The sequence below is a fragment of the Phenylobacterium sp. GW821-FHT12F10 genome, assembly GCF_058806695.1.
Map to the genome: position 1 here is coordinate 1,960,029 of NZ_JBXAPY010000001.1, position 25,048 is coordinate 1,985,076.

At 70.0% G+C, this 25,048-nt stretch carries 22 protein-coding genes and 1 tRNA gene; 12 read left to right on the top strand and 11 right to left on the bottom strand.

Annotated elements, in window-relative coordinates:
- The first annotated feature begins 305 nt into the window (after positions 1 to 305).
- Positions 306 to 1,205, top strand: coding sequence for a class I SAM-dependent methyltransferase (locus AC1RN5_RS09910; protein ID WP_493040983.1), 900 nt, complete (start codon positions 306 to 308; stop codon positions 1,203 to 1,205).
- A gap of 16 nt (positions 1,206 to 1,221) precedes the next feature.
- Here the strand turns inward: AC1RN5_RS09910 and AC1RN5_RS09915 are convergent, their stop codons facing one another.
- Entirely contained in the window at positions 1,222 to 1,734 is a 513-nt protein-coding gene (locus tag AC1RN5_RS09915; RefSeq protein WP_493040985.1) for an SRPBCC family protein, read from the bottom strand.
- Positions 1,735 to 1,889: 155 nt separating this feature from the next.
- Between AC1RN5_RS09915 and AC1RN5_RS09920 the strand changes: the two genes are divergently transcribed.
- Together AC1RN5_RS09920 and AC1RN5_RS09925 are read left to right on the top strand one after the other, a co-directional pair.
- Positions 1,890 to 1,965: transfer RNA gene (locus AC1RN5_RS09920), tRNA-Thr, on the top strand.
- A gap of 105 nt (positions 1,966 to 2,070) precedes the next feature.
- Complete coding sequence (locus AC1RN5_RS09925; RefSeq protein ID WP_421931162.1) at positions 2,071 to 2,409, top strand: PilZ domain-containing protein; 339 nt, start codon at positions 2,071 to 2,073, stop codon at positions 2,407 to 2,409.
- A gap of 3 nt (positions 2,410 to 2,412) precedes the next feature.
- Here the strand turns inward: AC1RN5_RS09925 and AC1RN5_RS09930 are convergent, their stop codons facing one another.
- On the bottom strand, positions 2,413 to 2,601 hold the full coding sequence (locus AC1RN5_RS09930; RefSeq protein WP_493040986.1) for a hypothetical protein: 189 nt from the start codon (positions 2,599 to 2,601) through the stop codon (positions 2,413 to 2,415).
- A 168-nt stretch (positions 2,602 to 2,769) separates the two neighbouring features.
- Between AC1RN5_RS09930 and mgtA the strand changes: the two genes are divergently transcribed.
- On the top strand, positions 2,770 to 5,334 hold the full coding sequence (gene mgtA / locus AC1RN5_RS09935) for a magnesium-translocating P-type ATPase (protein ID WP_493040987.1): 2,565 nt from the start codon (positions 2,770 to 2,772) through the stop codon (positions 5,332 to 5,334).
- Here mgtA and AC1RN5_RS09940 read toward each other — a convergent pair.
- Together AC1RN5_RS09940 and AC1RN5_RS09945 are read right to left on the bottom strand one after the other, a co-directional pair.
- Positions 5,325 to 5,633, bottom strand: coding sequence for a UBP-type zinc finger domain-containing protein (locus AC1RN5_RS09940; protein WP_493040988.1), 309 nt, complete (start codon positions 5,631 to 5,633; stop codon positions 5,325 to 5,327). The genes mgtA and AC1RN5_RS09940 overlap by 10 nt on opposite strands.
- Positions 5,626 to 7,320 carry an FAD-dependent oxidoreductase gene (locus AC1RN5_RS09945; protein WP_493040989.1) on the bottom strand — a complete coding sequence of 565 codons (1,695 nt, stop codon included), beginning with the start codon at positions 7,318 to 7,320 and terminating at the stop codon, positions 5,626 to 5,628. The genes AC1RN5_RS09940 and AC1RN5_RS09945 overlap by 8 nt, the downstream gene beginning before the upstream one ends.
- A gap of 117 nt (positions 7,321 to 7,437) precedes the next feature.
- On the opposite strand from AC1RN5_RS09945, the gene AC1RN5_RS09950 reads away from it, so the two are divergent.
- Entirely contained in the window at positions 7,438 to 7,905 is a 468-nt protein-coding gene (locus AC1RN5_RS09950; RefSeq protein ID WP_493040990.1) for a YaiI/YqxD family protein, read from the top strand.
- Between the two features lie 62 nt (positions 7,906 to 7,967).
- Positions 7,968 to 8,516 carry a c-type cytochrome gene (locus AC1RN5_RS09955; RefSeq protein WP_493040991.1) on the top strand — a complete coding sequence of 183 codons (549 nt, stop codon included), beginning with the start codon at positions 7,968 to 7,970 and terminating at the stop codon, positions 8,514 to 8,516.
- 352 nt (positions 8,517 to 8,868) lie between these two features.
- Here AC1RN5_RS09955 and AC1RN5_RS09960 read toward each other — a convergent pair whose 3' ends face one another.
- The 3 genes from AC1RN5_RS09960 to AC1RN5_RS09970 all read right to left on the bottom strand — a co-directional run bounded on the left by AC1RN5_RS09960 (position 8,869) and on the right by AC1RN5_RS09970 (position 14,317).
- The gene (locus AC1RN5_RS09960; RefSeq protein WP_493041485.1) at positions 8,869 to 12,096 is read right to left on the bottom strand and encodes an efflux RND transporter permease subunit; all 3,228 of its coding nucleotides are present in this window, start codon (positions 12,094 to 12,096) and stop codon (positions 8,869 to 8,871) included.
- Positions 12,096 to 13,286 carry an efflux RND transporter periplasmic adaptor subunit gene (locus AC1RN5_RS09965; RefSeq protein WP_493040992.1) on the bottom strand — a complete coding sequence of 397 codons (1,191 nt, stop codon included), beginning with the start codon at positions 13,284 to 13,286 and terminating at the stop codon, positions 12,096 to 12,098. The genes AC1RN5_RS09960 and AC1RN5_RS09965 overlap by 1 nt, the downstream gene beginning before the upstream one ends.
- 260 nt (positions 13,287 to 13,546) lie before the next feature.
- A complete protein-coding gene (locus AC1RN5_RS09970; protein ID WP_493040993.1) occupies positions 13,547 to 14,317 on the bottom strand; it encodes a class II aldolase/adducin family protein in 771 nt (256 codons plus the stop codon).
- Positions 14,318 to 14,429: 112 nt separating this feature from the next.
- Between AC1RN5_RS09970 and AC1RN5_RS09975 the strand changes: the two genes are divergently transcribed.
- Entirely contained in the window at positions 14,430 to 15,050 is a 621-nt protein-coding gene (locus AC1RN5_RS09975; RefSeq protein ID WP_493040994.1) for an HAD family hydrolase, read from the top strand.
- A gap of 33 nt (positions 15,051 to 15,083) precedes the next feature.
- Here the strand turns inward: AC1RN5_RS09975 and glpK are convergent, their stop codons facing one another.
- Positions 15,084 to 16,583, bottom strand: a complete 1,500-nt coding sequence (gene glpK, locus AC1RN5_RS09980; protein WP_493040995.1) for a glycerol kinase GlpK — start codon at positions 16,581 to 16,583, stop codon at positions 15,084 to 15,086.
- A gap of 121 nt (positions 16,584 to 16,704) precedes the next feature.
- On the opposite strand from glpK, the gene AC1RN5_RS09985 reads away from it, so the two are divergent.
- The 3 genes from AC1RN5_RS09985 to AC1RN5_RS09995 all read left to right on the top strand — a co-directional run bounded on the left by AC1RN5_RS09985 (position 16,705) and on the right by AC1RN5_RS09995 (position 19,203).
- Positions 16,705 to 17,829 carry a DUF2336 domain-containing protein gene (locus tag AC1RN5_RS09985; protein ID WP_493040996.1) on the top strand — a complete coding sequence of 375 codons (1,125 nt, stop codon included), beginning with the start codon at positions 16,705 to 16,707 and terminating at the stop codon, positions 17,827 to 17,829.
- Between the two features lie 31 nt (positions 17,830 to 17,860).
- On the top strand, positions 17,861 to 18,643 hold the full coding sequence (locus tag AC1RN5_RS09990; RefSeq protein WP_421931145.1) for an NAD kinase: 783 nt from the start codon (positions 17,861 to 17,863) through the stop codon (positions 18,641 to 18,643).
- 77 nt (positions 18,644 to 18,720) lie between these two features.
- A complete protein-coding gene (locus AC1RN5_RS09995; protein WP_493040997.1) occupies positions 18,721 to 19,203 on the top strand; it encodes an Hpt domain-containing protein in 483 nt (160 codons plus the stop codon).
- A gap of 126 nt (positions 19,204 to 19,329) precedes the next feature.
- Here AC1RN5_RS09995 and AC1RN5_RS10000 read toward each other — a convergent pair whose 3' ends face one another.
- Together AC1RN5_RS10000 and spbR are read right to left on the bottom strand one after the other, a co-directional pair.
- Positions 19,330 to 20,115, bottom strand: coding sequence for an NUDIX hydrolase (locus AC1RN5_RS10000; RefSeq protein WP_493040998.1), 786 nt, complete (start codon positions 20,113 to 20,115; stop codon positions 19,330 to 19,332).
- Positions 20,116 to 20,159: 44 nt separating this feature from the next.
- On the bottom strand, positions 20,160 to 21,308 hold the full coding sequence (gene spbR, locus AC1RN5_RS10005; RefSeq protein WP_493040999.1) for a SpbR family protein: 1,149 nt from the start codon (positions 21,306 to 21,308) through the stop codon (positions 20,160 to 20,162).
- 179 nt (positions 21,309 to 21,487) lie between these two features.
- Here spbR and AC1RN5_RS10010 point away from each other — a divergent pair, with 179 nt between their 5' ends.
- The gene (locus AC1RN5_RS10010) at positions 21,488 to 23,305 is read left to right on the top strand and encodes a hybrid sensor histidine kinase/response regulator (protein ID WP_493041000.1); all 1,818 of its coding nucleotides are present in this window, start codon (positions 21,488 to 21,490) and stop codon (positions 23,303 to 23,305) included.
- 55 nt (positions 23,306 to 23,360) lie between these two features.
- On the top strand, positions 23,361 to 24,557 hold the full coding sequence (locus AC1RN5_RS10015) for a CaiB/BaiF CoA transferase family protein (protein WP_493041001.1): 1,197 nt from the start codon (positions 23,361 to 23,363) through the stop codon (positions 24,555 to 24,557).
- Between the two features lie 38 nt (positions 24,558 to 24,595).
- Here the strand turns inward: AC1RN5_RS10015 and AC1RN5_RS10020 are convergent, their stop codons facing one another.
- Positions 24,596 to 24,955: a DUF6616 family protein gene (locus AC1RN5_RS10020; protein WP_493041002.1), complete on the bottom strand. Its 360-nt coding sequence runs from the start codon at positions 24,953 to 24,955 to the stop codon at positions 24,596 to 24,598.
- Positions 24,956 to 25,048: the final 93 nt, after the last annotated feature.

Below are 25,048 nucleotides of genomic sequence, written 5' to 3' on the forward strand. Positions count from 1 at the left end.
GGCGACGGCAAATCGCCCCCCCGACTTGAGCCGTCGCCCTGGCCCCGGGCTCCTTCACAGGAGCGCCGGGGCTTTCTCTTTCCCCCTGCGACACCAGACCGGTTTGCGGTCGACGCGAGTCTTGGGCATAACCCGGTCAGGTTTTTGGAGACTGGCGCTCGGTGAGCGACGGTCGACCTGTCGGGGGACAGGTGATGGCGCTTCCGGCTTGGCCGGGAGCGCCTTTTCCTTGGGCGTTTCAGCATCCCACGCGCTTGCCGCCCGCCGCTCCGGCCGACATAACCGGCCAAGCTATGGAGTCGCGCATGGTCGCAGAAGTCTATGTTCCGCCCATCAACTATGACGAGGAACGGCTCCGCTCGGCCAACATCTTCCGCGACACCTTCGGCCACATGACGGACGGCCAGTGGCTGGCGACGCTCCGGGCCTCGGTCACCGATCAAACCATTGAGGGCGTCGTGTTTCCGGGCTTCCCGGACCCCGACCTGCAGTCCCGCGTGCACGGGAGTTCCGGCGTGGACGCGATCCACGAGGCCTTCATGTTCTACCTGTTCGTGAAGGGCAATCTGCAGGGATCCCTCCGCCTCGATCCCGACGCCCGCCTGCTCGACTTTGGGTGCGGCTGGGGGCGGATGATGCGTCCCTACATGCGCCACTATGATCTGGCGAACATCTACGGGTTCGAGCCGTCCACCCTGTTCTCCAAGATCGCCCGCGGCCTGAACCCCTACGCCTGCATCCTGACGGGGGAGTTCCTGCCCAACCGGCGCATCCCGCGCGACAGCTTCGACCTGGTGATCGGCTATTCGGTCTTCTCGCACCTGTCGCCGCACTCGGCGGCCCTGTGGCTGCGCGAGACCGCCGAGGTCCTGCGACCGGGGGGCTTCGCGGCCTTCACCACCTGGGGCGGCCGGTTCCTCGCGGAGCTCGCCAACCAGAAGGCCCGCAGCGAGGCCGGCCAGGAGGTCCACTGGTTCTACACCTTCGTGCTGAGCAAGATCGGCGATACGGCCGACGCCCTGCGCCGCTACGAGGCCGGGGAGTTCATCTGGCACGACACGGGTCTGGGCCCGCTCTATGGCGAAGCCTATTTCGGCCCCGACCCGCTCAGGAAGATCATCGAGGACAACCTCTTGCCCCTGGAGCTGGTGCTGTTCGACACCAACAGCCTGCCGCAGGACACCTTCATCCTGCGGCGAATCTGATCGGCGCCGGTGGCCCCTAGTAGGCGACCTCCACGCCCACCAGGTCGCGGTAGGCGTCGCGGGTGGCCTTGAAGGCCTCGAAGGGGAACTTGATGGGAACCCCGGCCAGGGCGCAGGCCAGCATCTCCAGGTGCGCCGCCCAGCCGGCGGCCGAGCGTCCGGCGTCCTCGTCGGGCGGCAGCTTCAGGGTCAGGGTCAGGTCGACGGCCTCGCCGCGCGGGGCGATCTCCCAGCGGACGGGCCGCTGAGGCTCGCCGGGGCCACTCCAGGAATATTCCAGCAGGCGGCCGGGTTCCACGGCGCTGACCGTCGAGTCGACCACCACGCCGCTGTCGCCGAAGTCGAGCCGCACCGCGCCGCCGGGCCGCAGTTCGATCGTTCCGGGCGCCAGCCACTGCGGGAGCAGTTCAGGCGCGGTCAGGGCGGTCCAGACGGCCTGGGGATCGGCCGCGATCTCACGGCTCAGGGTCGCCACCACCATCGGGCCCTCACGGAAGAAGGTCGCGGGACCAAGTTGAGCGTCTGACATGGGTCACCTCCTGGCGCCGACCCTAGGGGACCGCGCGGCGAGGCTCGTTGACCCACGTCAAAGCTCGTTCCCGTCCCAGGCGGAAGCGGTTGCCCCCCTCGCCGCGAAGCAGCTAAGGAATGGCGACCCGGCCCCAGCCCCGGGCGACGACAGACGCCGGATTAGCTCAGCTGGTAGAGCAGCGGTTTTGTAAACCGAAGGTCACGGGTTCGAGTCCTGTATCCGGCACCACTTCGAACCCCCTCTCATGCGCCGACCTGCGCCGCCTCGCCGCATTCCGCCGGCGAAAGGCGAAGCTTAGAAAAATTTAGCATCCTTGGCCTATGAGCTTGGCCCATGTCTGAAGCCGCCTGGATTGATCGTCGTGTAGAACCTCGCGCCCCCGTCAGCGACCGGGTGCGGGTCTTCTATGGTCCCAACCTCGGATCCTGGTGGGACGCCACCATGCGCGACGTCAGCGCCAGCGGGTTGAAGCTGGAGATTCCGGCCCTGGTGCCCCTGCCCAAGGCGCTCACCGTCCTGCATGTTCCGGACGGCCAGGTGTTCATCGTGCGGGCCAAGTGGCGCAACCACGACATGGTGGGCTGCAAGATCAACCAGAAGCACAGCCTGGAAACCGAGACCGACCCCGCCTTCGCCCAGATCAAGGCCGCCTGGCAGTCGCTGAAGACCTAGGGCCTAAACCGGGCCCGTCGCATCACCGGCGCCGGGGCGCTTGGAGTTCTCGCAAGGATAGGCGCTGAGTGGTTTGGCGCGTTCCTCGACCAGAAGCTGTTCGATGACACGGCGCTGATCGGGCTCGCGCTCCGACAACAGCAGTCGTTCGAAATGGGCGACGTTCAGAGCCCGCAAGACTTCCGGCGCCATGGGAACCTCCTGCCCAACAACCAAGGGTGTGTTGGACGTCTCATCATGCGCTTCCTAGATTCGCCTGTCACGGGGCTTGCTTCAACCTTAGGTCGATTTGCCGCGGGCGCGGCGGTGGCGGCTTAATCCAGATCAAGGCGGCCGATCGCACACCGCCAATGCTGCCGCATGGCCCGCCGCCCCGCCCCGCTCCCCAACCTCGCCCCGGCTCCCGAGTGGAGCCGTCCGGCGGAGGCCGTCCTCGCGGCCCTGGGCGCCACCCGCGACGGCCTGACCTCGGCCGCGGCGGCCGAGCGCCTGCGGCGGACCGGCCCCAACATCGTGCGTGACGAAGGCCACCAGGGCGTCCTCGGCCTGGCCCTGCGACAGGTCCAGAATCCCCTGGTGCTGATCCTGGTCTTCGCCGCCCTGATCGCCGGGGTGATGCAGGAGTGGCTGGAGGCGGCCATCATCCTGAGCATCGTCCTGGGCAGTTCGGCCCTGGGCTTCACCCAGGAATACCGCGCCTCCAACGCCGTGGCCCAACTGCGCCAGCGCCTGGCCCTGCTGGCCAGGGTGCGGCGGGACGGCAAGGTGGCGGCCGTCCCCTTCAGCGAGATCGTGCCCGGCGACGTCGTTCTGCTGTCGGCCGGCGCCATCGTGCCCGCCGACGCCATCGTTCTGGAGGCCCAGGACCTGTTGGTGAGCGAGGCCGCCCTGACGGGGGAGTCCTTCCCGGTGGAGAAGCGGCCGGGCCTGGCGGCGGCCGACGCGCCCCTGGCCGAGCGGACCAACATGGTCTTCCTGGGCGCCTCGGTGCGCAGCGGCATGGCCGAGGTCCTGGTGATCCGCACCGGCCAGGCCACCCAGTACGGCGCCATCGCCGAGCGCCTGAAGACCAAGCCCGTGGAGACCGACTTCGCCCGCGGGGTGCGCCAGTTCGGCGGGCTGCTGATCCGGGTGATGGTGGCGGTGGTGATCTTCGTCCTGGCGGTGAACCAGCTGTTGGGCCGGCCCTTCATCGAGTCCCTGCTGTTCGCCGTCGCCCTGGGGGTCGGGCTGTCGCCGGAGCTGCTGCCGGCGATCATCAGCGTCACCCTGGCGGCGGGCGCCCGGGACCTGGCCAAGCGTGGGGTTCTGGTCCGCCAACTGGACGCCATCGAGAACCTGGGCGGCATGACCGTCTTCTGCACCGACAAGACCGGCACCCTGACCGAGGGCCAGATCGTCCTGGAGGCCGCGACCGACCCGGCGGGGCAGGCCTCGCCGGAGGTGGCGCGCCTGGCCTTCCTGAACGCCGCCTTCGAGACCGGCATCGCCAATCCCCTGGACGAGGCGCTGATGGCGGCCGGAGCGGCCGCGGGTCTCGATACCGCGGGGTGGCTGAAGGTCGACGAGATCCCCTACGACTTCACCCGCAAGCGCCTGACCATCGTGGCGCAGGCGCCGGCCACGCCGCAGACGCGCCTGCTGATCACCAAGGGCGCCTTCAGCAACGTGCTGGACCTCTGCGTCACCTGGCGCGACGGCGATGACGAGGCGCCCCTGACGGCGGCGGCGAGGGCCCGCCTGGAGGCCTATTTCCAGGCGCGCGGCGAGGAAGGCTTCCGGGTCCTGGCCCTGGCCACGCGGACGATGGAGGTCCGCCCCGACTACGTGCGGGCCGACGAGAGCGGGATGTGTTTCCAGGGCTTCCTGGTCTTCATGGATCCCCCCAAGCCCGAGGCGGCGGCCGCCATCGCCGCCCTGGCGGCGCTCGGGGTCTCGGTGAAGGTGCTGAGCGGCGACAACCGCCACGTCGTCGGCCACGTGGCCCGCAGCCTGGGCCTGGACACCGACACCCTGCTGACCGGGGCGCAGGTCGCCGCCCTGAAGGACGAGGCCCTGTGGAACCTCGCCCAGCGCACCACCGTCTTCGCCGAGGTCGATCCGCAACAGAAGGAGCGCATCGTCCGCGCCCTGCAGCGGATGGGCCACTGCGTCGGCTATCTGGGGGACGGCATCAACGACGCGCCCTCCCTGTTCACCGCCGATGTGGGGGTCTCGGTGGAGGGCGCCGTGGACGTGGCCCGCCAGAGCGCCGACGTGGTGCTGACCCGCCGCGACCTTGGGGTGCTGCGCGACGGGGTGGTCGGCGGGCGCCGCACCTTCGCCAACACCCTGAAATACATCTGCATCACCACCAGCGCCAATTTCGGCAACATGGTGAGCATGGCGCTGGCCGCGCCCTTCCTGCCATTCCTGCCCATGGCGGCCAGCCAGATCCTGCTGAACAACTTCCTCTCCGACCTGCCCTCCATCGCCATCTCCACCGACGCGGTGGAGGCCAGCCAACTGGGGTCGGCCCAGCGGCTGGGGGTCGCCGACATCCGTCGCTTCATGATCGTCTTCGGCTTGGTGAGCTCAGCCTTCGACCTGCTGACCTTCGCGGTGCTGCTGCGCCTGTTCCACGCCAACGAGGCCACCTTCCAGACCGCCTGGTTCGTGGTCTCCCTGCTGACCGAGCTGGCGGTGGTGATGGTGCTGCGCACCCGGCTGCCGGCCTGGCGTAGCCGTCCAGGGACCCTGCTGGCCGCGACCACGGCGGGGGTGGCGGTCCTGGCCCTGGCCACGCCCTATATGGGACGGCTCTCGGCCCTGTTTGGCCTCACCCCCCTGTCGGGGGTCCTGATGGCGACCCTGGTGGGCGTCGTCCTGGCCTATATCGCGGCCACCGAGGCGGTGAAGCTGTGGTTCTTCCGGCCTCAGACGTAGCGCGGGATCGGCCCGACCTGGGGGGTCGTGTCGTTGGTCAGGTCCAGGAACACCTCGTCCACATAGCACCAGCCCCAGCCCTCGGGCGGGTCGTAGCCCTCGATCACCGGATGGGCCGTGGCCTGGAAGTGGGCGGTGGCGTGCCGGTGCGGGGACTGGTCGCAGCAGCCGACGTGGCCGCAGGTGCGGCACAGGCGCAGGTGAACCCACCTGGAGCCGATCTTCAGGCAGTCCTCGCAACCCTTGGCGCTGGGGGTCACGGGGCGGATGGCGTCGCCGTGGGCGCAGCTGTCAGGCATGGCTGGGCTCCCGATTGGACAAGGGACCGATGTCGGCCAGATAGGTGTGCAGGGCGGCCACCACCTGGGCGCCCTCCCCCACCCCGGCGGCGACCCGCTTGACCGAGCCGGCGCGCACGTCGCCGATGGCGAAGACCCCGGGGCGGCTGGTCTGCATGGGCCGGGGCAGGACGCCGGCCCGCAGGTCGAGGTCCAGGCCGGTGGGGATGAAGCCCTTGGCGTCCACCACCACCTCCGATCCGGCCAGCCAGTCGGTGTTGGGCTCCGCCCCGATGAACAGGAACAGGTGGCCGATGTCGCGGGTCGTCTCGGACCCGCTGCTTGGATCACGCCAGGCGACGGTGCGTAGGACGCCGCCCTCGCCCTCCAGGGCGGTGATCTCTGCCGGGGTCACCACCTCCACATTGGGCTGGGCGCGGATGCGGTCAATCAGGTAGCGGGACATGGTGGCCTCCAGCGGCCGCCGGGCCAGCATCCAGACCTTCTTCACCTGGCTCGACAGATAGACCACCGCCTGGCCGGCCGAATTGCCGCCTCCCACGAGCACCACCTCCTGGCCCGCGCAGAGGCGGCCCTCCAGGGGCGAGGCCCAGTAGTGGACGCAGGCCCCCTCGAAGTCGGGCAGGTCGGCGATGTCGAGGCGGCGGTAGCGGGCCCCGGTGGCGACGACCACGGCGCGGGCCCGGGCGCGCTGGTCGCCGCCGAGCTCGAGGGTGAAGGGCGCGCCGGGCTCCGAGGGAGGCAGTCTCATCGCCTCGTCGGGGATGGCCATCTCCACACCGAACTTCTGGGCCTGGTTATAGGCTCGGGCCATCAGGGCCATGCCGCTGATCCCGGTCGGGAAGCCGAGATAGTTCTCGATGCGCGAGGAGGCGCCGGCCTGGCCGCCGAAGGCGCGGCAGTCCAGCACCAGGACCGAGAGTCCCTCGGACCCCGCATAGACCGCCGCGGCGAGCCCCGAGGGGCCCGCGCCGACGATGGCCACGTCATAGATACGGTCGGGATCGATGGGCCCCACCATGCCGATGCAGCGGGCGAGCTGCCCCTCGGTGGGATTGCGCAGCAGCTGGCCGCCGGGGCACAGCACGATCGGCAGCTGGCCCGGCTCCACGCTGAAGCGGTCCACCAGGGCGCGGGCCTCGGGATCGGTCTGCGGGTCCAGGGTCTGGTGCGGATGGCCGTTGCGCGACAGAAAGCCCACCAGACGCAGGACGTCCGGATCGCCGATGTGACCGACGATCACCGGGCCGCCGGCGCCGCGCTCGATCAGGCCGACCCGGCGCAGGATCAGGGCGCGCATGATCTTCTCGCCCATCTCGGCCTCGGCCACCAGCAGGGCGCGCAGGCGTTCGGGGGGCAGGACCATGGCCTCGACGTCGCTGACAGCGGTGGCGTCCACCAGGCTGGGGCGGCCGCTGAGCTGGGCCAGCTCTCCCATGAAGGCGCCGGGGCCATGGGTGACGATCAGCTGCGGCGCCCCGCCCTCCCCGCGCCCGACGATGTCCACCGCGCCGGACAGGATCAGGGTCAGGCCGTGGCCCGCCTCGCCGGCTCGGACGATGGCGGCGCCGGCGGGATAGGTCCGCGCCTCGCCGAAGCGCCGGGCGCGGGCGATCTCGGCGGCGCTCAGGGTCGGGAACCGCTGGTCGTCGCGGGCGTCGTCGAAGGGGGGCTGGGGTGCGGCCATGGCCTATCCTTCCACCCGCGCCGCGGGGATGAAAAGCCGTGCGATGGCGGAATGGGCCGGGCGCCCGATCTTGCGGCGCCCCTGTCGCTTTTCCGTGGATGGCGCTAGGGACGCGCCATGACCCACAAGCCCATCGAGATCTTCATCGACGCCGACGCCTGCCCGGTGAAGGACGAAATCTACAAGGTCGCCCAGCGCTATGGCCTGAAGACCTGGGTGGTTTCCAACGCCTTCATGATGATTCCGAAGTCCTCGATGATCGAGCGGGTGATCGTCGACGCCGGCCCCGACGTGGCCGACGACTGGATCGCCGAGCACGTGGCCCCCGGCGACGTGGTGGTGACCAACGACATCCCCCTCGCCGAGCGCGTCCTGCAGGCCCAGGGCCACGCGGTGACCCCCAACGGCAAGCCCTTCACCGCCGACTCCATCGGCCAGGCCATCGCCAACCGGGCCCTGATGGAGCAGTTGCGCTCCACCGGCGACATCCTGGGCGGCCCCAAGCCCTTCGACCGCAACGACCGGTCGCGGTTCCTGCAGGCCCTGGACGAGATCATCCAGAAGGAGCGGCGCAAGCGGGGTTGAGGCGCTTGCCAACGGTGCGGCTTGGAGTAGCTTGCCGGCCATCCTGACTGGAGAGATTTCCCATGCGCCGCCTCGCCCTGACGCTCGTCGCCACCGTTTGCCTCGCCGGCCTGTCGGCCTGCGGCAAGACCGCCGAGAAGGGCGAGAAGAGCCAGGAGCACGCCGAGGCCGCCGCGCCGGCCGCCGCCGTGGCCGAGCCCACCGACGAGGAGAAGCACGAGCTGCTGGAGAGCCTGCCGGCCCCCTACAACACCGGCGACCTGGCCAACGGCAAGAAGGTGTTCGCCGTCTGCAAGTCCTGCCACACCATCGTGCCTGGCGGCGCCAACATGACCGGCCCGAACCTCTACGGCATGTTCGGCCGCAAGCCCGGCATGGCCGCGGACTTCAACTATTCCGACGCCGTGAAGGCCGCGACCTTCACCTGGGACGCCGAGCACCTCGACCAGTGGCTCACCAGCCCCAAGACCTTCCTGCCCGGCACCAAGATGACCTTCATCGGGGTCAAGGACGCCAAGGACCGGGTCGACCTGATCGCCTATCTGAAGGTCGAGACCGGCTACAAGCCCCACGCGGGGAACGAAGCCCACGAGGCGAACGAGGCTCACTAGCCCGCGCCGCGATCATGACCTGGGATCGGCTCGATCCCAGGTCGCGCCCGCCACCACAGGACGGCCCGCCTCAACTCCACATAACGGGTTCGCTCGGAAAACGTGTGGTGACGCCTGGGCAACCTTGACGCGCATCGCGGACACCCTCACCATATTGGGGTCGGGTCTGGTCGAGCATCTCAGCCGCGACATTTCCATCCCGCCCGTCTCCCCCCTGGTGAGGGCGGGTCTAGGGGTATGGCCTCCCCCGCTGGGGCCGTACCGGCGCCGGCTGTGCGACGCCCCCGTCGCCGCCGGCGCAACCATCCCATAGACGCACCTCCCTCCCCGCTTCGGCGGGGAGGGCTCTTGCCTATTCGGCGGCGTTGGCCGCGCGGGTCTGCTCGGCCTCCTCGAAGGCCTCGATGCGGCGCGAGGTGGCGAGCGGCGACTTCGTGAAGCGAGCCAGCAGGTTGTAGAAGATCGGCACGATGAACAGGGTCAGCAGGGTCGTGAAGATGGCCCCGAAGAAGATCACCACCCCGATGGTCTTGCGGCTCTCCCCGCCGGCCCCGCCCCAGACGATCAGCGGGATGGAGCCCGCCGCCGCCGAGATCGAGGTCATGATGATGGGCCGCAGGCGCAGGGAGGCGCTCTCGATCACCGCCTCGCGGATCGACAGGCCGTCGTCGCGCAGCTGGTTGGCGAACTCGACGATCAGGATGCCGTTCTTGGCGGCGATCCCCACCAGGATGATCAATCCGATCTGGCTGTAGGTGTTGATGGTGGACCCGGCCACCAGCAGGCCGAACAATCCCCCCAGCACCGCCACCGGCACGGTGAGCATGATCACCGCCGGGTGGATCCAGCTCTCGAACTGGGCGGCCAGCACCAGGAAGACCAGCAGCAGGGCCATGCCGAAGGCCAGGCCCACGGCGCCGCCCGCCTCGAGGTAGTCGCGGGCCGTGCCGCCCCACTTCACCGTGGTGCCGGGATGCTTGGCCACCTCGGCCTGCAGGAAGGTCACCGCCTCGCCCACCGTGTAGCCGGGATTGAGCTGAACCGAGAGGGTGATGGCCCTCAGGCGGTCGACCCGGGACCGGTCGGGGGTGTCGCCGCGCACATGGGTGGTGACCACCGAGGAGAGCGGGATGGTGGCGCCGGAGTTGGTGCGCACATAGAGGTTGGCCAGGTCGGTCTCGTTCTGGCGGTTGGCGCGGTCGGTCTGCAGGATGACGTCGTATTCCTGGCCATCACGAATGTAGGTGGTGACCTTGCGTGAGCCGAACATGGTCTCCAGGGCCCGGCCCACCGACTGGGCCGAAACCCCGAGTGTGGCGGCCTTGTCGCGATCGAGGTCCACCAGCAGGCGCGGCGAGGTGGGCTCATAGTCCAGGCGCGGCCGCGCCATGCCGGGATTGGCCTGGACCGCGGTCATCAGCGGCCGGATCAGCCGCTCGATCTCCGGGTACTCGTTGCCCACCACGATGAGGTCGACATTGCCGCCGCCGCCGGGGCCGCCGCCCCGCTGCAGGCTCGGACGGACCGAGGCGATGGCGCGGATGGCGGTGATCTTGGAGAAGTCCTTGTTGAGCTGGGCGGCCAGGTCCTGCGAGCTGATCTTGTGCTTGGCGTCGTCGGGCAGGGCGGCGTTGGCGTTGCCGGTGTTGAACTGGTTCTGGCCGAAGCGCGGAACGCCCAGGGTATAGCGGTTGATGGTCCCGTCCTTCAGCAGGGCCTGGAGGCGGGCCTCCACCTGCTTGGCGGCCGGCAGGGTGTAGTCGTAACCCGCGCCCTCGGGACCCTGGATATTGATGTCGACGCGGCCGCGGTCCTCGTTGGGGACCAGCTCGCGCGGCAGGGTGTTGAAGAGGACGAAGGCGAGACCCGCCAGCACCACCACCAGGCCCACGGCGGAGACCGAGGCCGCGCGGCGGCCCAGCAGGGCGTCGAGGGAGGCGTGGTAGGAGGCCCGCAGCTTGCCCATGCCGGAGTCGACGTGGCGGGCGATGAAGCCCTCCCCCTGCGCCGGACGCAACAGCTTGGAGGCCAGCATCGGTGACAGACTGAGCGCCAGCAGGGCCGAGAAGGCCACCGCCGCGGTGATGGCCACGGCCAGCTCCACGAACAGCTTGCCGATATAGCCCGGCAGGAACATCAGCGGCGCGAAGACCGAGATCAGCACGATGGTGGTGGCCACCACGGCGAAGAACACCTGCCGCGCGCCGCGCTGGGCGGCCACCACCGGGGGTTCGCCCTCGTCCACCCGGCGCTGGATGTTCTCCACCACCACGATGGCGTCATCCACCACCAGGCCGATGGCCAGCACCAGGGCCAGCAGGGTCAGCAGGTTGATGGAGAAGCCCAGGGGGGCGAGTACGATGAAGGTGGAGAGGATGCAGATCGGCGCCACCACCGAGGGGATGACCGCCGCCCGCCAGGTGCCCAGGAAGACGAAGTTCACCAAGGCCACGAGGGCCAGCGAGATGGCCATGGTGATCCAGACCTCCTGGATCGCGTGCTTGGTGAAGACGGTGAAGTCCACCGCGATCTCCAGCTTGGTGCCGGGGGGCAGGGACTTGTTGATCTCCGGCAGCTGGTCGGCGACCCCCTTGGAGATCTCCAGGTCGTTGGCCTGGCTCTGGCGGGTGATGGCGATGCCCACCATGTCGCGGCCGTTGGAGCGGAAGGTGCGGCGACGCTCGTCGGCCCCTTCCTCGATGCGGGCGATATCCCCCAGCCGGGTGACATAGGCGTTGGAGCCCGCGTCGCTGGCCGAGGCCGCGCCGCCGGCGGTGGCGCTGGACCCCAGGGCCCCGCCCTCCCCGGCCACGCTGGCGGAGGTCGTCGCGGCGGTGCGCGAGGCGGTCACCGGCAGTTCTCGGAACTGTTCGGGCGTGGAATAGCCGCGGGCGACGCGGATGGTGAAGTCCTTGGCGGGCGCCTCCAGGGCGCCGGCAGGGAGTTCGAGGTTCTGGGCGTTCAACGCGGTCTCGACGTCATCGACGGTGATGCCCCGCGAGGCCATGGCCTGCGGATCGAGCCATATGCGCATCGAATAGAGCTGGCTGCCGCCGAGGTTCACCTGGGCGACGCCGGGAATGGTGGAGATCCGCTCCACCAGGTAGCGGTTGGCGTAGTCCGAAAGCTGCAGCCGGTTCAGCTTGGTGGAGGAGAAGGCCAGGAACATGATCGGCGAGGCGTCGGCGTTGGCCTTGGCGATCTGCGGCGGGTCGGCCTGCTGGGGCAGTTGCGAACTCACTCGGCTGACGGCGTCGCGCACGTCGTTGGCCGCGGTGTCGAGGTCGCGGTCCAGCTTGAAGGAGACGCTGATCCGCGAGGTGCCGTCCCGTGAGGAGGAATTGACCCGATCGATGCCCTGGATGCCGGCGACCTGACGCTCGATCACCTCGGTGATCCGCTCCTCCACCACCTCGGCTGAGGCGCCGCGGTAGGTGGTGCTGACCGAGACCACGGGCGGATCGACGCTGGGAAGTTCGCGGACCGACAGCGAGGTGAAGCAGGCCAGCCCCACCACGCACAGGATGATCGCCGCCACCGCGGCGAGCACCGGGCGGCGGACGGAAATGTCGGACAGCATCATGCCGCGGGCCGGGCGCCGCCCGCTCCCTGGCGCTGGCCGCCTTGGCCGGCCGGACGAACGGCCTGGCCGGGCTGAACCTTGTTGAGGCCGTCGCCGACCACGCGGTCGCCGGCGGCGACCCCGTCCTTCAGTTCGACGAAGCCGTCCTGGCGCACCCCGGTGACCACCGGGCGCTGTTCGGCCACGGTGCGGTCGCCCTGCTTGGCGAGCACGTAGACGAAGGCGTTGTCGCCCTGGACCGAGACCGCCGATTCCGGGGCCGAAAGCGCGACGCGCGTGCCCTGGGCGATGGCCACCCGCATCATCATGCCGGGCTTCAGCCGGCGGTCGGGATTGGGGAATTCGGCGCGGGCGGTGAGCGCCCGGGTCTTCTCGTCGATGCGGGTGTCCAGCAGGGCGATACGGCCGCTGATCCGCTCGCCGGGATAGGCGTCGACCGTGGCGGTGACCGGCTGGCCCTGGCGGACCGAGGCGATGTAGCGGTCGGGCACCTGGAAATCGACGCGGATGGCGCTGGTGTCGTCGAGGGTGACGATGGCCGCGCCCGGATTGATCAGGGCGCCGGGGGCGATATCGGACAGGCCGACGACCCCGGAGAAGGGCGCGCGGATCAGCCGGTCGCCCTGGCGCGCCTGGGCCGCGGCGACATTGGCCTTGGCCGACAGATAGTTGGCCTCGTACTGGTCGATCATGGCCTTCGAGGCGAAGCCCTGCTGGCCGAGGGCCTTGTAGCGGTCATAGGCGCGCTGGGCCTGGACCATGCTGGCCTGGGCCTGGGCGAGGCCGGCGTCCTGCTCGGTGGCCTTCAGCTCCACCAGCACGGCGCCCTTGCCGACCGCCTGGCCGGGGGCGAAACGCACCCGCTCCACCAGCTGGGTGGCGGCCGCGGTCAGGGTGACCGACTGGCGGCCCTTGGCCACGCCGATTACGTCGATGGTGTCGGTGAAGGGCCGGGCCTGGATGGCGACCACCGAGACCTCGGCCGGACCGCCCATGCCGCCCATGCCGCCGGGACGCTGGGCGCCGCCCTGCCGTCCGGCCTGGCCGCCGCCGGGCCCTTGGGCCGTGGCCGCGGGAGGGCCGCCCGGGCCCGCCTTCTTGCCGAGGGTCAGCTTGTACGCGCCCGCGATCAACATGAGGATCAGCACAAGGACCGCGCCGGCGAGGAAGAAATGGCGTCGTAGCAAGCGGGGGGACTCCGTCGCCTCGATAATGCGGGCGGCAAGGGGGTTCAATTATCGCGCGGTCTTATGGTCAGTACGTAGCGCCCGTCCAGTGACAGAACGATGGCTGTACGTGTCTGGCCGGAAATAGGACGCAGACAGACCGCCCAATCGCCGTAATTGGCGGGGGCGAGCCTTGTATTCAACCGGTTAGCGCCAAGAAAACGGGCGCCCCGTCAGGAGCGCCCGCAGACTGTTGTTATGCCAAAATCATCCGTGCGCGGTCAGGCGTCGTAGCCCGGCAGCTCCCGATCGAGTCGGCGCAGGGCGCCCGGCCAGGCGAGCTTGCCGCCGATGCCGCGCATGACCTGGCCCTTGACCTCGGTCTGGGCGGCCTCCGGCGCGAACAGCACGTTCTCACGGCCGGCCGAGAGGGCCATGATCTGCATCTGGCAGGCGCGCTCCAGGTAATACATGCCGGTCCAGCAGTCGGCGGCGCTCTCGCCCACCGACAGGGTGCCGTGGTTGCGCAGTAGCATCAGGGTCTTGTCGCCGATGTCGGCCACCAGGCGCTCGCGCTCGTCCAGGTTCAGGGCGATGCCCTCATAGTCGTGATAGGCCAGACGCGGCAGGACGATGCAGGCGTGCTGCGACAGGGGCAGCAGTCCCTCCTTCTGGGCCGCGACCGCGACGCCCTGGTCGGAGTGCAGGTGCATGACGAACTTGGCGTCTTCCCGCGCGGCGTGGATCGCCGAGTGGATGGTGAAGCCCGCCGGATTGATGAAGTACGGAGTCTCCTGGAGGATCTTGCCGTCCAGGTCGATCTTCACCAGGGACGAGGCGGTGATCTCGCCGAAATACATGCCGTAGGGATTGATCAGGAAGTGGTGCTCCGGTCCCGGAATCCGGGCCGAGATGTGGGTGTAGATCATGTCGTCCCACCCGTAGAGCGCCACCAGCCGGTAGAGGGCGGCGAGGTCCACGCGGGCTTCCCATTCCTCCGCGCTGACCTTGCCCTTCAGAGAATTCACGCCTGCAAGCGAACCATCGGCCATGGCGGCCTCCCTCGTCTGATCGTTGGTGATCGTTGGTTACAGGGTCGCGCCGCGGGGCCCCAGCGTCAAGCCGGGCTTGTCGGGGCGCATGCCCCGGCCGAAGCTTGCGCCCATGAGTCCGAGGAAGCTGAGCGGGGTGATCTTCGACGCCGACGGGGTGCTGCAACACGCGGGGCCTTTCCTCGGCGAGGACTGGATCTGGCCGGCGGCGCGGCACCGGGCCTTCGTCTCCGATCTCTATGGCGGCAAGCTCTCGGCCGCCGACCTGGCCGACGCCCCGACCTTCGCCGCCGCCTGCGGCCGGGCTCTCGCCGAGGCCGGCTGGACGGAGGGCGCCGACGTCTATCTGGCACGCTGGGCGGCCCGCGCGGTAGCCCCCGACCCGGCCATGCTGGAGGACGTCCGCCGGCTGCGGGCGGCCGGCATCGCCTGCCATGTCGGCTCCAATCAGGACGCCTTCTGGGCCGCGCACCTGGAGCACGGCCTGGGCTACGGCGCCCTGTTCGACGGCCTCCACCTCTCCTGCCGCCTGGGGGCCGCCAAGCCTCAGACCGCCTTCTTCGAGGCCATGCTGGCGGCCATCCCCCTGCCCCGCGAAGCCCTGGTCTTCTTCGACGACAAGGCGGCCAATGTGGCGGCCGCCCAGGCCTGCGGCCTCACCGCCCGGCTGTTCGTCGACCGGGCCCAATACCTGAGGGACCTGGAAGATCTGTACGGCCCCTCGGCGACCTAACCCCAGGTGATCTTCGCGCGGCGCTGACGGGCCCTAGCCCTCGGTCCGCACCCGGGCCACGGCGTCGAGCCAGCGGGCGTAGGCGGCCTCGCGGCCGTGCGCGTCGAGCTTGGGATCGTGGCGCTCGGTGGCCGGCCGCGACGCCGCGGCCTCCTCCACCGTAGCGTAGACCCCGGCCCCCAGCCCCGCGAACAGGGCCGCGCCGAGCGCCGTGGTCTCCTGATAGGTGGCCCGGCCCACCGGCACCCCGGTGAGGTCTGCCAGGCGCTGGCTGAACCAGGAGGAGCGCGACATGCCCCCGTCGATGCGGATCTCCACCGACTTCCCAAAGGCGTCGGGCGCGTCGGCGCGCATGGCCTCCACCAGGTCGCGGGTCTGCAGGGCGCAGGCGTCGAAGGCGGCCTGGGAGATCTCGGCGAGCGTGGTGTCGCGGGTCAGGCCGAACAGGGCGCCCCGGGCCTCGGCGTCCCACCAGGGCGCCCCCAGGCCGGTGAAGGCCGGGACCATGACCACCCCGTGGTCCTCCTTGGCGCCCTGGGCCAGGGCTTCGATGGCCGATCCGCCGCCGGGCACGTTGAGCCCCTCGTTGATCCATTGCAGGGCCGCGCCGGCGATGAAGATCGAGCCCTCCAGGGCGTAGGTCGTCCGCCCATTCACCCGTGCGGCCACCGTCGTCAACAGCTTGGCCCGCGACAGGGGAGCGGTCTCGCCGGTGTTCAGCAGCATGAAGCAGCCGGTGCCATAGGTGGCCTTCATCTCGCCGGGCGCGATGCAGCCCTGGCCCATCAGGGCGGCCTGCTGGTCGCCGGCCACCCCGCGGATCGGAATGGCGCGGCCCAGCAGGGCGGCGTCGGTCTCCCCATAGTCGGCGGCGCAGTCCAGCACCTGGGGCAGCAGGGCGGCCGGAACGTCGAGCATGGCCAGCATCTCGTCGGACCAGCGCTGGCGCTTGATGTCGAACAGCAGGGTGCGCGAGGCGTTGGTGGCGTCGGTGGCGTGGACCTTGCCGCCGGTCAGTTTCCAGATGACCCAGGAATCCATGGTGCCCACCAGCAATTCGCCGGCCTGGGCGCGGGCCCGCGCGCCGGGGATGTCCCCCAACAGCCAGGCGATCTTGGTGCCGGAGAAATAGGGATCCAGCAGCAGGCCGGTGATCTCGGTGACCCGGGGCTCGTGGCCCGCGCGGCGCAGGTGCTCGCAGGTGGCCGCGGTGCGGCGGTCCTGCCAGACGATGGCGCGGTGGATCGGCTCGCCGGTGGCCTTGTCCCAGATCACCACCGTCTCGCGCTGGTTGGTGATGCCGATGGCGGTGATGTCCTCGATCGGCCGGCCGGACTTGGCGATCGCCTCGGCCATCACCGCGACGCTGGTGGCGAAGATCTCATTGGCGTCGTGCTCCACCCAGCCGTCGGCGGGATAGAACTGCTCCAGGGGACGGCCGGCCTCCGCCAGGGCGCGGCCCTGGGCGTCGAACAGGATGGCGCGGGTCGACGTGGTCCCCTGGTCCAGGGCCAGGATCAAAGGTTCGGCCATTTCGCCCCCTAAACTCATTCAAGCTGCACAATGCGCCGAAGGCGTGTTCAGCGGGTTGTAACCATGTTTTCATACCGTCCTGAGCAGAATCGCCGCGAACGATTCCAGCAAGGAAACGGGTTTGAGCGTAGCCGCCAAGACCGAAGAGATTCTAGGTCTCGCCAGGAGCCGCGCGGTTCACGACCGCGAGCGCCTGCTGCTGGCCATCGTCGACCTGTGCGACGCCGGCGACGGCGCCGAGGCGGTGATGAGCGCCCCGCCGGTCCAGGCCCTGCTCTCCTCCATCTTCATGAGCCTGGTGGTGGAGGCCGAGCGCGACATCCGCCGCCGCCTGGCCGAGAAGCTGGCCACCGCGGCCTGGGCGCCCGCCGCCCTGATCAATGTCCTGGCCCTGGACGACATCGAGATCGCCCGGCCGATCATCGCCGCCAGCCCGGTGCTGCAGGACCAGGACCTGGTGCGCCTGCTGGTGGAGGCCACCATCGAGCACCAGATCGAGGTGGCCCGCCGCCCGAATCTCGGCCTGCCGGTGGTGATCGCCATCCTCAAGCAGAACGAGCCGGCGGTGCTGACCGCGCTCGCCGGCAACATCAGCGCCGAGGTGGGCGGGGACCAGATCACGACCCTGGTCCAGGCCTCGCGCCGCGTCGCCTCCCTGCGCTCGCCCCTGACCCGCCACCCGGCCCTGACCGACGACCTGGCCCGCGAGATGTACCTTTGGGTCGGCCAGGCCCTGCGCCAGGCCCTGACAGCCCGCTTCCGGCTGGATTCCCAGGCCATGGACGCGGCGCTCGCCGAGTCGGTGCGCGAGGCCCACGGCGGCCTGCCCTCCGACCACGAACGCCACGAGGTCACCGAGCGCGAGGGCGAACGCGAGGAGATGGAGCAGCGCCTGCTGGCCAAGCTCGACATCGCCGGTCAACTGCGCCCCGGCTACCTGTTGCGGGCCCTGCGCGAGCAGAAGCTGTCCCTGTTCATCGGCGGCCTGGCGACGCTGGGCCGCTTCGACCCCGACCATGTCCGGCGCTCGGTGGATTCCGACCGCCCCGAGCTGCTGGCCCTGGCCTGCGCGGCCGTCGGCATCGACCGCAGCGTCTTCCCCACCATCCTGGCCCTGGTCCGCGAACTGAATGGCGGACGCCCCGGCGGCGGCCCGGAGGGGGAGCGCCGGGCCTCGGGCGCCTTTGGCCCCTTCGCGCCGGACATCGCCAACGCCGCCTTCCGTCAGGCCGCCGGCAGGGTTTGACAAGACCGCCGTTTCTCGCGCACCTCGGGCCATGTTCAAGGCCGAGCCCTTCGTGTCCCGTCTCGCCTTCCTGGCCAGCGACCGGTCGGAAGCCCAGGAGGCGCGCGCCGCCCTGATCGCCCGCTATGGCGACGCCCCGATGGAGGACGCCCAGGTGATCGTGGCCCTCGGCGGCGACGGCTTCATGCTGGAGACCCTGCACGACCAGATCGGGACGCCCAAGCCGATCTACGGCATGAACCGCGGCTCCGTCGGCTTCCTGATGAACGAGTACAGCGAGGACGCCCTGCTGGAGCGGATCAACCTGGCCGAGCGGGCCGTGATCCACCCCCTGCGCATGACCGCCCTCGACGTCCGCGGCCAGGAGCACAAGGCCCTGGCCATCAACGAGGTCTCCCTGCTGCGCCAGACGCGGCAGACCGCCAAGCTGCGAATCTCCATCGACGGCAAGGTGCGGTTGAACGAACTGTCCTGCGACGGCGCCCTGGTGGCGACCCCGGCGGGCTCGACGGCCTACAATCTCTCCGCCCACGGACCGATCATTCCCCTGGACGCCAAGGTCCTGGCGCTCACTCCCATCAGCGCCTTCCGGCCGCGGCGCTGGCGCGGCGCCCTGCTGGCCCACACCGCCAAGGTCAGTTTCGAGATCCTGGAGGCCGACAAGCGGCCGGTCAGCGCCGTGGCCGACAATTTCGAGGTCCGCGACGTGCTGGAGGTGCATGTCGCCGAGGCCCGAGACATCAGCATGCGCATGCTGTTCGACGCCGGCCGGAGTCTCGAGGAACGGGTGCTCGCAGAGCAGTTTTCCGTTTGATCTCCGGAGGTTCCCGCCTCATTCGTTGTTAACGCCTCCAATCTAGGCTTTCATCGACTAAGTGCAGGAGCCGAGTCGTGAGCCAAGAGAATTCCGGTCAGGTGATCCAGGTCCCGAACACCCTCCGCCTGAAGGTGGGCGGCCGGTTCGGAGCGATCGATCCCAGCGCCATCGCCAAGGCGGAAGCCGCCCTGAAGAGCCTGTCGGGCAACTTCTCCCAGTGGCTGAACGACGAGGTCACCAAGCTCGAAGGCGCCCGACAGCGGGTCAAGTCCGAGGGCATGACGCCCGAGACCATGGAATTCCTCTACCTGCGCGCCCACGACCTCAAGGGTCTTGGGACCACCTATGAGTTCCCGCTGATCACCCGCATCGGCGCCTCGCTCTGCCGACTGATCGACGACAAGGACAAGCGCATGCAGGCGCCCATGGCCCTGATCGACGCCCACATCGACGCCATCAAGGCCGCCGTGCGCGACGAGATCAAGACCGACGACCATCCGGTCGGCAAGGCCCTGATCCAGGCCCTGGAAGCCCGCGTCACCGAGACCGGACTGTAATCACCCTATCGCTCCCCTCCGGGGGAGCTGTCAGCGCAGCTGACTCAGGGGGCTCGGGCGGCGCCGCCGCATCCCCCTCCACGCCCTTCGGCGGTCCCCCTCCCCCGATGGGGGAGGAATTGAGTCTCACATCACATTGGCGAGCGGCTCGGCGACGATTCCGTAGCCGGCGTCGGCCGGCAGGGTCAGGACACGGCCCTCGGGGCGCTCCTCGATCTTCGGCAGGACGGTGACCAGGGTGCGGCCCTGGGCGCGCGCCATGCAGTCGGCGGCGCTGCTGGCCTCGGCCAGCAATTGCACGTTCATCCGGGTGGGGAAGATCACCTTCCGCGCCCCGGCTTCGGCCAAGCGCAGCACCTCGCCGGGCTCGATCCATTCGGCGTCAACCGTCTCGCGCCCGTCGCAGGCGGCGAGTTGGTCGGCGGGCGCCAGCGCCGCATAGAACCAGGTGTCGAACCGCTTGGGGGTCAGGGGCGGGGTGATCCAGCGGGCGAAGATGGTCAGGGCGTGCAGGTCGAGCTTGGCGTCCAGGTCCTTGACCACGTCCAGGAAGGCCAGCTCGCCGCGGTCCACCGCCTGGCGCACGTCCATCGGGGCGATCTGGTCGCCCATGGGCGAGCCGTCGGTGTGGGAGGCCAGCAGGATTCCCGCCTCCTCGAAGACCTCGCGGATGGCGGCGATGCGCAGGCCCCGCTGCTCGGCGTCGAAATCGACGTGACCCAGGGTGTGGTCGGCCCAGGTCGGGTCATGGTCACCGGCGTGGGACTTGCCGCCCGGGAACACCAGGGCGCCGGAGGCGAAGTCGATCTGGTGGTGGCGCTTGACCATCAGCACCTCGAAGGCGGGGTCGTCGCGCAGCAGCAGGATGGTGGCGGCGGGCTTGATGTCCGCGTCGGGGGCGATCTCGGTCATGCCCCCAGCTTGGAAGCCCGCGGGCCCCCGCGCAAGCCTGAGCGTCAGGCGCTCTCCGACAGGCGCACGGTGTTGCGCGCCTCCTGGGAGATGCGGTCCATCTTCTCCAGCAAGTATTCGACGTCCTCGCGGGCGGCGTTGGCGGGCTGGGTGAGGAACCGCTGCAGCATGCGCTCCTGGAACCGTTCACGGTCCTTGGCGCCGCCGTCGAACTCCATGGAGTGGAAGGTGTCCACCCCGGCCCGGAAGGCCGGGAACAGGCGCGCCGGCAGGCCTGCCCGCTCGTAGATGGCCCGCAGGCCCAGCGGGCCGGCGTCGTGGATCATCAGCCAGGTGCGGTGGTGCGGCACGCTGGCCAGCTCGGCCAGGCTCCACTCGAAGAAGGTCATGTGGCCGTGGGCCAGGGCGCGCAGCAGCAGGGAGGCGGTGAGCCGCTCGTGCTTGTGCAGGTGGCCGACGAAGCTCTTCACGTCCGGGGCGCGGCCGGCCTGGTCCACCAGGTCGATGGTGGCCCGCTCCTTGGTCCCCATGGCGATCTCGAGGGCGACCTCGGCCGACAGGGCGTGGTGGTTTAGCAGGTGGTCGCGGACCTCCTCGCTCACCAGATCGATCAGCTTCTCGGTGACCGCCAGGGGTAGGACGTTGCGATAGGCCACGGCGGCCAGCACCCGCTCGGACTTCTCAAAGCGCTCGAGGACCTTGGCCAGGGCCCGGTCGGCGAAGTCGGCGTTGTCGTTGGAGCAGGCGGCCTCCACGGCGCGCTCCACGCCGTACTCGACGATGGCGTTGGTGACGGTCTGGGAGACGCGGGGGCGCTTGGCGATCACGACCTGGCGGACGGGGCCGCCGAGCCGAACGATCTCGGCCAGGTCCTCGTCGGTGAAGACCGGCGAGGAGGACAGCATCGGCAGGGAGATGCTCTCGACGTCCTTGGCCAGCTTCAGGGCGACGTCGCGCGGCACGACGGTGGAGTTCTTCAGGGTGACGGCCAGCGCCCGGCGCACCAGCTCGGCGGCGTCGGCGGCCATGACCCGCAGGATCTCCTGGGCCTGGACGCGCTCCTCCCCGGTCAGCTCGTAGCGGTCGATGTTCCGGCACAGCTTGTGGGCCGCCACGGCGCGCTCGTCCGGGGTCGCGCCCTTGACCAGGGTGCGTATGTCGTCGTCCGTCAGCGCGGCCCGCGTGGTCGCCATGTCTGCACCTGTCCCCGATCCGGAATCACCGGAGTCCCTCACAATCATAATGCCTGGTTAGGCTTAATGATCGGTTGCCTCGCACAGGCCGACGGAAGCTGTGGATTAACGGTGTCGGGTAACCTCCCGCCAACCCTGTGGCACTACCTTACGTGGCGACATCTCCCCCGAGGCGCCCCATGGCCACGACCACAGACGATCGGACGGCCGAACCCGTGAGGGGCGGACAATCGGTGAATCAGCAGGCCTTGGAGGCGCAAACCGCCCTCCTGCCCTACGCCCTGGCGGTCTTCGCCGTCAGCCTTCCCGCCTATGTCTGGGCCGGCAGCCATGCGGTCAACGCCGTCTGGATGACCGGCACCTTCGCCATCTTCGCCGCCGCCTGGGGCGCGTTCTACGGCGTGGTTAACTGGTTGAAGGACCCCGAGGCCGCCGCCAACACCGAGATGCGCGGCCGGATCCATATCCTGGCGGCCCTGATCTGGGCCCTGGCCGTGGCCCAGATCGCGGCCTTCTCCGACGGCGCGGGGCCCGCCCGCGAGCCCCTGCTGATGACGGCGCTGGCCGCCTCGGTGGTGATCATCTTCTTCGCCTCCCCTTGGCTGCCCAGCCTGCTGATCGTCGGGCCGGCCGCCGCCGCCGGGCCGCTGATCGCCCTGTTCTCGCGGCCGCAGGACCGCGACCTGGCCAGCAACGCCTGGGGCGCCGTGGCCCTGGCCATGGCGCTCGCCCTGATCCTCAACCGCATCCTGCGCCGCCAGTTCGCGCTCGCCGCCGAACGCGAGCTGCTGATCGCCGACCGGGCCGGCAAGGTCGAGGAGGCGCGGCGCCTGGCCCAGTCCAAGTCCGATCTGGTGGCCACCCTCAGCCACGAGATCCGCAACGGCCTGACCGGCGTGGTCCACGTCCTGGCCGGCGCCGCCGGCCGCAACGGCCGTGGCGCGCCGTCCCGCGAACAACTGACCGCGGCCCTGGACGCCGCCAACGACCTGATCTCGGTGCTCAACACCACCCTGGATTCCGAGACCGCCGAGGCCGGTCGCCTGTCGGTGGACGCCCGCCCCTTCGACGTCGTGGCCCTGCTGCGCGACCTGGTGCTGCTCAACCGTCCCAACGCCTCGGCCAAGGGGCTGGAACTGTCCCTGCACGTCGCCCCGGAACTGGCCGACACCGAAACCGGCGCCGCCCTGGCCGACGCCCACCGCGCCCGCCAGATCATCGCCAACCTGATCGGCAACGCCGTGAAGTTCTCGGTCCGCGGCCGGGTCGAGGCCCGGGTCGAGCTGACCGCCGCCGGCCGCCTGGCCATCGAGGTCGCCGACACCGGCCCGGGTCTCGCCGCCGACGAGCTGGAGCGCGCCTTCGAACCCTTCCACCGCATCGAGCGGACCAGCGCCGGCACCTCAGGCGCGGGCCTGGGCCTGTCGCTGGCCCGCCAGCTCGCCCGCCTGATGGGCGGCGACCTGACCGCCCACAGCGCCGTGGGCGTCGGCAGCTGCTTCCGGCTGGAACTGCCCTATGATCCCGAGGCGACGGCCGAGCGGGTGATCGAGACCGCCGAGATCGTCCACCAGCCCGACCCCGCCGAGCGCCGCACCCTGAAGGTGCTGATCGCCGAGGACGACGCGCTGAACGCCGCCATGCTGCGGGCGGTGATCGAGCAGCTGGGTCACCAGGTGGTCCACGCCGTCGACGGCCGCCGCGCCTTCGAGCTGGCCAAGATCTGCGATTTCGACCTGCTGATGATCGACGGGCGGATGCCCAACATGGACGGGCCGGCCACCATCGCGGCCATGCGGAGCCTCGAGGACGCCAAGGCCGGCGTGCCCATCGTCGCGGTGATCGGCGGCGACGCCGACGAGGCCAAGGAGTGCGTCGACGCCGGCGCGGACGCGGTGCTGCGCAAGCCGGTGAGCGTGGCCGCCGTGGCCCGCGCCGTGGCCGACGCCATCGCGGTCACCCGCCGAGACAGCCCGCAGGCGCGCCTCACCGCTTGAGGGGCGGGCCGCCCTCCCCCACTATGATCCCCAACCAACAAGGTGGGGAACGCGCGTGCTGCTCAAGGGTCTGAAGGTCGTCGAGTTCGCCTCCTATATCGCCGCCCCCGGGGCGGCGGGGATCCTGGCCGACTGGGGCGCCGACGTCATCAAGGTGGAGCGCCCGCAGGGCGACCCCATGCGGCACGTCTTCGCCGACGCCAAGAGCGAGCTCACCGGCAACCCGACCTTCGGCATGGACAACCGCGGCAAGCGCGCCGTGGTCCTCGACATCGCCAAGCCCGAGGGCCGCGACGCCCTGGCCCGCCTGGCGGCCGAGGCCGACGTCTTCCTGACCAATGTGCGGCCGGTCTCGCTGAAGAAGTACCGGCTGGACGAGGAGACCCTGCGGGCGGCCAACCCCCGGATGATCTACGCCGTGGTCACCGGCTATGGCCTGGAGGGCCCCGACGCCCACCTGCCGGGCTTCGACGTCACCGCCTTCTGGTCGCGGGCCGGGGTGGCCCGCATGCACACCCCCAAGGGTTCCGACCCCTTCATCCTGCGCACCGGGGTTGGCGACCACACCACCTCGCTGGCCACCACCTCGGCGATCCTGGCGGCGCTCTATGAGCGGGAGAAGACCGGGGTCGGCCGGCTGGTCTCCACCTCCCTGCTGGCCACCGGGACCTATGTGGTGGGCTCGGACCTGGCGGTGCAGTTGGTGTTCGGCAAGCTGGCCTCCAACCGCCCGCGCACCGATCCCTTCGATCCCCTGGCCAACTTCTACAAGAGCCGCGACGAGCGCTGGTTCGTGCTCAATCCCCGCGGCGGGGCGGCCGACTGGCCGGTCCTGGCCAAGGCCTGCGGGCGGCCCGACCTGCTGGAGGACGAGCGCTTCAAGGGCGGCAAGGCCCGCAAGGCCAACAACCGCGACCTGGTGGCCGAGTTCGAGGCCGCCTTCGGGGCCCTCGACTTCGAGGAGATCGCCCGCCGGCTGGACGAGGCCGACCTGGTCTGGGCCCCGGTCCAGACCCCGGCCGAAGTCGCCGCCGACCCGCAGGTGGCCGCCGCCGGCGCCCTGATCGCGGTGGAGGACGGCCACGGCGGAACCTACCGCTCCCCCAACGCCCCCGCCCGCTTCCCCGGCGCCGACGCCACCCAGCGGCCGCCCGCGCCGGGCCTGGGGGAACACACCCGCGTCGTGCTGGAGGAGATCGGCTACTCGGCCGCGCAGATCGACGCGATGATGGCGAGCGGCGCGGCGGGATAGGGGGCCCTCGCGACCCAAGGCGACGAAATGGCGTAACTTCAAGCCGCCGGTTCGGGCCGTTTCAGCGCGACGTTGGCTGCCAGGACTTCCGCGACGCTGGCGATAGAACCACTGACGCCGACCTGTTCGAAGAGATCGTGCCACCCAGACTGGACGACGGCCTGGTCAAAGCCGCGCTGGAACTCAAAGCTCGGAACCTTGTAAACGCAGAAGAAGTCGTAGGGCGCCCGGTGATCGGTCTCGAGGTCGTTGTAGCCCCACCCGATCACTTCGACGCCGTTGCTGACAAGGCCCTCTACTGCGTCCCGCACACCGGCGGCGAACTGTTCCCGTTCGGTCTGCGTGAGTGCGAGCCAAGCGGGCCGATATTTGTAAAGCTCGACGAAGATCTGAGACATCCCCCAACCCCCTAGACGACCTGTCCTGACGCGGTGAATGGCCCCAAAAATCTCATAACCCATTCCCGCTGTCGAGCCGGCGATCGAGACCTT